The sequence below is a fragment of the Actinomadura fibrosa genome (assembly GCF_900659615.1).
GTDB lineage: Bacteria > Actinomycetota > Actinomycetes > Streptosporangiales > Streptosporangiaceae > Spirillospora > Spirillospora fibrosa.
In genome coordinates this window covers 91,892-98,747 of the sequence record NZ_CAACUY010000013.1, presented here as the reverse complement: position 1 = coordinate 98,747, position 6,856 = coordinate 91,892, and the positions used below count along the sequence as shown (strand labels likewise).

The following is a 6,856-nucleotide window of genomic DNA, read 5'->3' as shown; positions in this document are numbered from 1 at the left end:
CGCTGACGCTACCCTCCCGCGGAGCGAAGGACGGCACGGTTCACCACCTGGAGCTCCGGCACGCAGAAAATTCGCACGGGTCATGACGGTCACGGTGACAACTCTCATGTCGCCAAGCGGGCGCGGTGGCCAGCAGGCCGGCGGGTCTGGCTGGTGGCGGCTACCGGGGCGGTGCCGCGGGTCGGCGGGCGAACAGGATGGCGCCCGGCTTGGTCTGGTCGGGATTGAGCAGGTGCTGTGCTTCGATGGTGAAGCCCGCCTCGCGGAGCCAGTCGGCCACGCGGGATGGCTGGCGGTGGTACACGTACACCTGCGTCGACTGGTCGCCGTCACCGGTCGTCTCGAGTATCGACTCGTCACCTACGTGGAATCCCACGGCCAGGACCCCGCCCGGGCCGCAGCACCCGGTGGAACTGCCTGAGCACGCCCGGTACCGCCTCGTCGGGAATGTAGATCAGCGACCACCACGCGAGCACACCGGCAACAGAGTCGTCGGCGAGCTCCAAGTCGGTCATCGACCCGACCTCGAACCGCGCGCCGGGGTGTTCGCGGCGGGCGATCTCGATCATCGCGGGCGACAGATCGATGCCGAACGCGTCCACGCCCAGCTCCCGCAGCAGGGCGGTGGTGTGCCCCGGCCCGCAGCCCACGTCGGCGACGGACCCGCCGCCGATCGCGCGGACCAGGTCGGCGAACAGCACCACCCCCGCGCGAACGTGAAGCAACCTGTCGAGCAGGTCACGGGTCTCCTCGGCGTAGCCGGCCGCGATGGCGTCGTAGGCGTTCCGGGCATCGGTCAACCACGTCATCCAAGGACCGTAGCCCTTCGACGATCTGAGTCGTAGGTGCTGCCGCTGAGTGAACCCGCACCCTGTCCGCTCCTGTCGTGGGCTTCATGAATGGCCGGGGCCTGTCGGGTCCGTATAGCGGATCATTGATCCGGTATCGTTGAGGTATGGGTCGACGCAAGGTCCGCACCGAGGGGTTGCGCCGCGAGTTGCTGACGGTCGCGACAGGTCTGCTGGACGCGGGTGGCAGCACCGCGGTGACGACCCGCGCGGTCGCAGCGGGAGCCGGCTCGTCTTTGGCGGCGGTCAACGAACTGTTCGGCGGCAAAGCCGGGCTGGTACGCGCGATCTTCGCTGAGGGGTTCGCCCGGCTGGCGCAGGAGCTGGCCGCCCTGGAGACCGGTGACGATCCCGAGGCCGACGTCCTGGCGCTGGCGCTGACCGTCCGTTCGTTCGCCCACCGCCATTCACACCTGTACGAGGTGATGTTCTCGCGCCCCTTCGCCGAGTTCCGGCCGGACGCACACGACACCCGGGCAGCGGAGGCGATCTACCAGGTCACCCTCGCGCGGGTGACCGCCGTGGTGGGCCCCGGGCCGGCGCGTGACGCAGCGATCGGGCTGTTCGCCACCGTCCAAGGGCTGATCGGCCTGGAATCGTCCGGTCTGCTGGGCAGCACCCCCCGATCGGCCGATCAGCGCTTCCGCTCCACGGTGACCGCGACACTGCACGGATTCGCCGGGAGGCGACATGAGTAATGAGGACTTCATTCCCTGGCGCCGGCCCAGCCCCGTGCTGACCGCACTCGGCGGATTCCAACGCCACCCCACCGACCCGCTGCGGGCCGGCTTCACCGTCGAAGGCCCCAAAATGAACGCGCGAGGCCTCCTGCACGGGGGCGTGATCGCCGCGATCGGCGACGTGGTGATCGGGCACGCCCTCGCCGTTCAATCCGATCCGCCGACGCCGCTGGTCACCGTCAACCTCTCCTGCGACATCCTCGGCACCGCCCGCGAGGGCGAATGGGTCGAGGTCGCCATCTCCCCGACCCGTCTCGGCCGCAGGCTCGCGGCCGGAACGGCGACGTTCTCCACAACCCGCGTCGTCGCCGCCGTCACAGCGCTCTTCATGCCGGCCAGCGAACCGACACCAGCGAAGTAGCCGGCAGCCACACCCGACCAACGAACCCGAAAGCACAACGGGTCGTCTCCTGGTCGCTCAGGCTTCACACCGGCATCCTCATGCCGCCGACCTGGCGTTCTGGATCATCGCGGGCAATGTGGACGTAAGGTGGCATGGCCTCAGGGCGTTTGACGGTCGCCACTGGCGCGTCCAGGCCGCTGGGCTCAGTGATTTCGATGCCTCGGACAGCCGTAGGCCTTTCAGTGACCGAACGGTCGAGCTGCCTCACTTCTCGTGCGGGTCAGTCCACCAGGCCTCGTTGGACGGCAACTACTCCGAGTTGGAATCGAGTCTTCAATCCCAGGTCCTCCCTGAGGTTCTTGATGTGCCGACGCACAGTGCTGAGTGTGTCAACTGACTAGCCGAAGTTCCGTCTGCAGCCGTCGCCGCCGACAGGTCGCACATTCTTTGGTATCCGCACAGGAGCCGTTGATAGTCGGCCAGTGCCTGTTGCGCGAGGCCGACGAGGGTGTGTTGCAGTACCACGTCCATCGGTACGGGTGTCAGGCAGGAAGGTCGACCGTCTCCCGATTCACCGGTTTGAACCATACCGGCCCGGAGTAGGCCATCTAGTTCTTCGTGAGGGATTTCTTCTTCGCTCGGATGATTGCTTGTGGCGAGGAGTCGTATGTATGAGCGAAGAGTTTCTGTTTCCACGATCCCGCCGAGCAGTCGCACGGCCTTCTCTTCAAGAGTATGCATACGGGACCCCTGGTTCCATCATTTACAGCAATGATGATCTTTTCATAGTTCTCTAGAGCCGATTTGATGACTCCCCACGACAGCCCCTTCAGCGTCGAACTGTGTGAGGGGTATTCTTCTTTCGCTTAGTCGGATGGTGGCTAGGGTGAGAAGTGTCGCGATCACTGCTGTCACTCCTGTCCAGAACGCGAGTGCCTCGGAGCCGAACAGGGCGGCCAAGGGTCCTGATGCCAGCATGATGAAGGGCATGAGGGCGTAACAAGTGACCATGTTCCAACTGTTGACGCGAACGAGTACCGCCGATTCCAATCGGTTCTGTAGTGCGGTGGTCCATAGGACGTAGTACACGGCTTGGAGCACGCCGGGGATCAGCGCTGCAACGGCGATCGGCTGCCAAGGTGCTCCGGCGCCCATCAGCAGCATTGGTGCGGCCACCGACATGGGCAGCAACGCGGCTACCGAGATGCTTCGCGCTGGCCGCCAGCGAGCGCCCAGCAACGCGCCCATCATTGCCCCGAGGGGTTCGCAGGCATTGATGACTCCCCACGCCCAGGCGTCCCCGTGCCCGTTGGCGGTGTAGAGCGGACCTGCGATCTTGGTGTAGCAGACCACCGCGGTGGTGATCGCCGTGCTCTGCAGGGTCATGATCCACAGCCAGTGGCGCGCTGCGAACTCATGCCATCCGTCCAGCAGCTCGCGCAGTGGTCGCGTGCCCCTGCCGGCGCCGGTGGGACGTGAGGTGATCAGCCGGCTGAGCAGCACGGTGCTCAGCCCGCACAGGCCGCCTCGTACGGAAGCAGCCCAGGCCGGACCAAGTGCTGTGACCATGGCTCCGGACGAGACCAGGCCGACGAGCAGGCCGACCGACTGAGTCTGAGTGACCAGTGCGTTCCCAGCCGGCCGATGCGCCGGATCGAGGAGATCGGCGATGATGTCGCGGAGGGTGGGCAAAAACATCGCGGTGGCGACGCCGCCGACGGCACCCAAGACGCACAGGAGCGCCAGTGGCGCCTTTCCGGTGAACAGGGCGGCACCGATGGCGAGCCAGGAGATGCACGCCAGCGTCTCGGCTCCCATGAGCACATGGTGTCGGCGGAAGCAATCCCCGGCGACACCGCCGCAGATCATCAGCAACGCGGGAAAGGCGTTGCAGGCCATGACCAGCGACAGCCCCTGGGCGCCATAACCCAAGTCCAGGACGCCCCAGGCCAGGGCGAGTTGCCCGAACCCGACGCTTGCACTGGAGACGACGCGGGAGAGGAACAAGGGGGCCGCGGCCGGGTTCCGGAGCAAGAGCAGCGGCGACAGGTAGCCGGGCATGGGGTTCCTACTCCCCCGTCAGGTGCGCGAGAAGGAACTGCGCGATGTCTCCGTAGGCTTTGATCTCGTTGGCGCGGTTGGTGAAGCCGTGGCCTTCGTCGGAGTAAATGTCGTAGCGCACGTCGATGCCGCGGGTGCGGAGCTTGGCGACGATCTGGTCGGATTCGTCCTTGGGGACACGCGGGTCATGGGCGCCCTGGATGACCAGCAGTGGCGTGGTGATGGTGTCGGCGTAGGTGATCGGAGAGCGCCGGGTGAGGTGCTCGGCGTCGGCGTCGGGGTTGCCCAGGACGGCGTCGACGGTGGGTCGCCAGGTGGGCGGGCATGCCTGGGCGAGGGTGACCAGGTTGGACGGGCCGCAGAACGACACCCCCGCTGCCCATCGGTAGGGCAGTCGGGACAGGCAGGACAGGGCGGCGAACCCTCCGTAGGAGCCGCCCATGACGGCGAGGCGGTTGACGTCGATGCCCGGGAGCGTGTGCAGGTGGCGGATCGCGTGGTCGAGGTCGTCGAGGTCGATCCCGCCCCAGTCGCGGTAGATCAGCTTTTGGTGGGTGAGTCCGTAGCCGGTGGAGCCGGCGATGTTGGGCGCCAGCACGGCGATGCCTCGATGCAGGAGGTACTGGTAGAGGCCGGCGTAGGCGTATTCGGGGCGTTCTTGTGCTTCTGGGCCGCCGTGGACCGACAGCACCACCGGGTGGGGGCCTGGAGCGTGCGGCCGGTAGAGCAGCGCGTGGACGCGGCGACCATTGGAGGCCGGGTAGGTGATCAGGTCGGGTTCGACGGGGTCGATCACCTGAAGGGCCGGTGGGCGGACGTCGGTGAGGTACCGGAAGCCGGTTGCCAGGTCGAGGACGCCGATCTCGCTGGGCCGGGTCGCGGTGTCGATCTCCAGCACGATGCGGTGGCCGTCCGGGCTGAGCGCGATCGCATCGATCACTCCCTGCGGGACGTCTGGGAGTTCGACGTCGGTGCCCTTTCGCCTCGCGCGCAGCACCGAATGCCCGCCGTGGTTGACCGACCAGACGAACAAGTCACCGGCGGCTTCGATGTGCTCGACGTCCCAGTCGTCTTGGGTGATCCGCGTCATGCAGGCCGGGTTCACGGTGTAGCGGCCGATCGAGGTGAACTCGCCCCAAGCGTCGGTGCACAGATGAAAGGCGGCGGAGTCTTGCGTCCATGGCCCGGGCACGAAGTAGCCGCTGCCATATTCGCTGGTGACGCAGGTGGCCTTGAGGTCGGCGTCGGTGAGGTCGATGAGGTAGAGGGCGATGTCGGTGTTGGACCGGAAGCCGGCGGCCAGCAGCCACCGTCCGTCGGGTGAGGTGCGGGCGGGAGTGTAGTTGATTTCGTCGGGCGGGATGACCCGGCGTTCGGTCCCGTCGGTGAGGTGCCGGATGAGGATGTCTTGCACCGTGCGGTCGCGGTCGTTGGCCGCGTAGAGCAGGTGATGGCCTCCAGGGGAGAACGGATCGTCCGCCAGGATCCGCTGGCAGTCCGGGCCGGTGCTGAGCTCGGTGAGGTTGTGGCCGTCGGCGTCGATGCGGTAGATGCGGTACTGCTCGTCGCCGTTGCGGTCGGCGGTGAAGACCAGGCTTTCCCCGTCCGGCCACCATGCGATCTGACGTACCGCTTGGCCTTGCAGGCAGGTCAGCCGACGCGGTGGCCCGCCGACGACCGGGATCGTCCACAGGTCGAAGGTCCCGGCGGCGTTACTGCTGTAGGCGACGGTCTCGGCGTCCGGCGACAGAGCGATCTGCGCTCGCAACCGCTCGGTGGGCACCAGGTCCAGATAGTCGGGCATCACTGCTGCTCTCTTTAGAGAAAGTCGGAATCAGTCGAGCCAGCCGCGGCGGGCGGCCGCGGCGCCCATCGCGATGCGGCTGGTGGTGCCGAGGTGTCTGCTGATCTGGCCGATGTGCCGTCCCACGCTGCCGGGCTTGCGGCCGATCCGCCGAGAGATCCCCTCGTCGGTCATTCCCTGCGCCAGCAAGCGCAGGATCTGCATCTGCACCGGTTTGAGCGGCATCTCGGCCTCGCCGCCGCCGAGCGGGACCGCGCGCTGCCACAGCAGCTCGAAGTACTCCCGCAACCCGGCGACGATCACCGGAGATTTGATCAGGAGCGCACCGGACAACCCGGTCGGAGTCAGCGGCAGCAGCGCCACCGCCTCATCGGCCAGCTTCATCTTCATGCCGATCCTGGGCAGGACCCGGGCCTGCTCACCGGCGCCGGTGTGCATCTCGATGATCTTGATGCCGACGGGATGTTCGGTGCAGGACGCCTGATAGATGGTCCGGCTGGCGACATCGCCCTCGAACGTGGGCAGAGGCGGCATCCCCGCCAGTTCCTCCAGCGGGCGCTCCATGGCGAAGTTCTCCAGCGTCAGCCAGTGGCGCCGGGCCGTTCCCAGCAGCGAGCGCGAGGTGTCGGTGATCTCGGTGCGGTCGGTGAGGATCCGCACCATCTGGTCGGCCTGGCCTTCCATGACTCCGGGAAAGGGATGCATCTCGACCATGCGGCGCTGACCGTCCAGCAGCCGTTGCTGGTCGGCGACCAGCTTGCGGGACAGGGCCGCGAGCGCCCCCTGCAGGGCCAGGTCTGGAGCGGTGGCGACCAGGCGCGGGGCGACCGCCACTCCCAGCGGCATGACGTAGGCCAGCCCGGTCTCCTTCAACGCCTCGACGATTCCTGGCCCGCCGAGGACGTCGGCCGCCTCGGACGCCGGACAGCCGGCCGATGCCAGCAACTGGATGTAGGGAACGAGCAACTCGTCGGCGACGATCCCTTGCAGCAGTCTGGTCGCTGCTTGTTCGACTTCCGCACTCACCGCCACCTCCCGTGACAGAGAGTACCGATGCGAG

Annotated in this window: 7 protein-coding genes; 2 read left to right on the top strand and 5 right to left on the bottom strand. The window is 67.0% G+C overall.

Annotated features, from left to right (window positions below; translation table 11 throughout):
* Nucleotides 1-160: 160 nt before the first annotated feature.
* A complete protein-coding gene (locus E1300_RS51375) occupies nucleotides 161-376 on the bottom strand; it encodes a hypothetical protein (protein WP_207399553.1) in 216 nt (71 codons plus the stop codon).
* Nucleotides 357-809 carry a class I SAM-dependent methyltransferase gene (locus E1300_RS07990; RefSeq protein WP_207399552.1) on the bottom strand — a complete coding sequence of 151 codons (453 nt, stop codon included), beginning with the start codon at nucleotides 807-809 and terminating at the stop codon, nucleotides 357-359. Before E1300_RS07990 ends, E1300_RS51375 begins: the two co-directional genes overlap by 20 nt.
* 146 nt (nucleotides 810-955) lie before the next feature.
* Between E1300_RS07990 and E1300_RS07985 the strand changes: the two genes are divergently transcribed.
* Together E1300_RS07985 and E1300_RS07980 are read left to right on the top strand one after the other, a co-directional pair.
* On the top strand, nucleotides 956-1,546 hold the full coding sequence (locus E1300_RS07985; protein WP_131756221.1) for a TetR/AcrR family transcriptional regulator: 591 nt from the start codon (nucleotides 956-958) through the stop codon (nucleotides 1,544-1,546).
* Nucleotides 1,539-1,949, top strand: coding sequence for a PaaI family thioesterase (locus E1300_RS07980; protein ID WP_131756220.1), 411 nt, complete (start codon nucleotides 1,539-1,541; stop codon nucleotides 1,947-1,949). The genes E1300_RS07985 and E1300_RS07980 overlap by 8 nt, the downstream gene beginning before the upstream one ends.
* A gap of 765 nt (nucleotides 1,950-2,714) precedes the next feature.
* Here E1300_RS07980 and E1300_RS07975 read toward each other — a convergent pair.
* Genes E1300_RS07975 through E1300_RS07965 form a run of 3 tightly spaced genes read right to left on the bottom strand, consistent with a single transcriptional unit; the run spans nucleotide 2,715 to nucleotide 6,822 of the window.
* Entirely contained in the window at nucleotides 2,715-3,992 is a 1,278-nt protein-coding gene (locus E1300_RS07975; protein WP_131756219.1) for an MFS transporter, read from the bottom strand.
* 7 nt (nucleotides 3,993-3,999) lie between these two features.
* Nucleotides 4,000-5,796, bottom strand: a complete 1,797-nt coding sequence (locus E1300_RS07970) for a S9 family peptidase (RefSeq protein WP_131756218.1) — start codon at nucleotides 5,794-5,796, stop codon at nucleotides 4,000-4,002.
* Between the two features lie 30 nt (nucleotides 5,797-5,826).
* Entirely contained in the window at nucleotides 5,827-6,822 is a 996-nt protein-coding gene (locus tag E1300_RS07965) for a LuxR C-terminal-related transcriptional regulator (RefSeq protein WP_131756217.1), read from the bottom strand.
* Nucleotides 6,823-6,856 lie beyond the last annotated feature (34 nt).

What these genes read in the sequence shown, in the direction of transcription:
- E1300_RS07980 (WP_131756220.1), top strand. Translation starts at nt 1,539, where the DNA reads ATGAGTAATGAGGACTTCATTCCCTGGCGCCGGCCCAGCCCCGTGCTG.
- E1300_RS07975 (WP_131756219.1), bottom strand. Translation starts at nt 3,992, where the DNA reads ATGCCCGGCTACCTGTCGCCGCTGCTCTTGCTCCGGAACCCGGCCGCG.
- E1300_RS07985 (WP_131756221.1), top strand. Translation starts at nt 956, where the DNA reads ATGGGTCGACGCAAGGTCCGCACCGAGGGGTTGCGCCGCGAGTTGCTG.
- E1300_RS07990 (WP_207399552.1), bottom strand. Translation starts at nt 809, where the DNA reads ATGACGTGGTTGACCGATGCCCGGAACGCCTACGACGCCATCGCGGCC.
- E1300_RS07970 (WP_131756218.1), bottom strand. Translation starts at nt 5,796, where the DNA reads ATGCCCGACTATCTGGACCTGGTGCCCACCGAGCGGTTGCGAGCGCAG.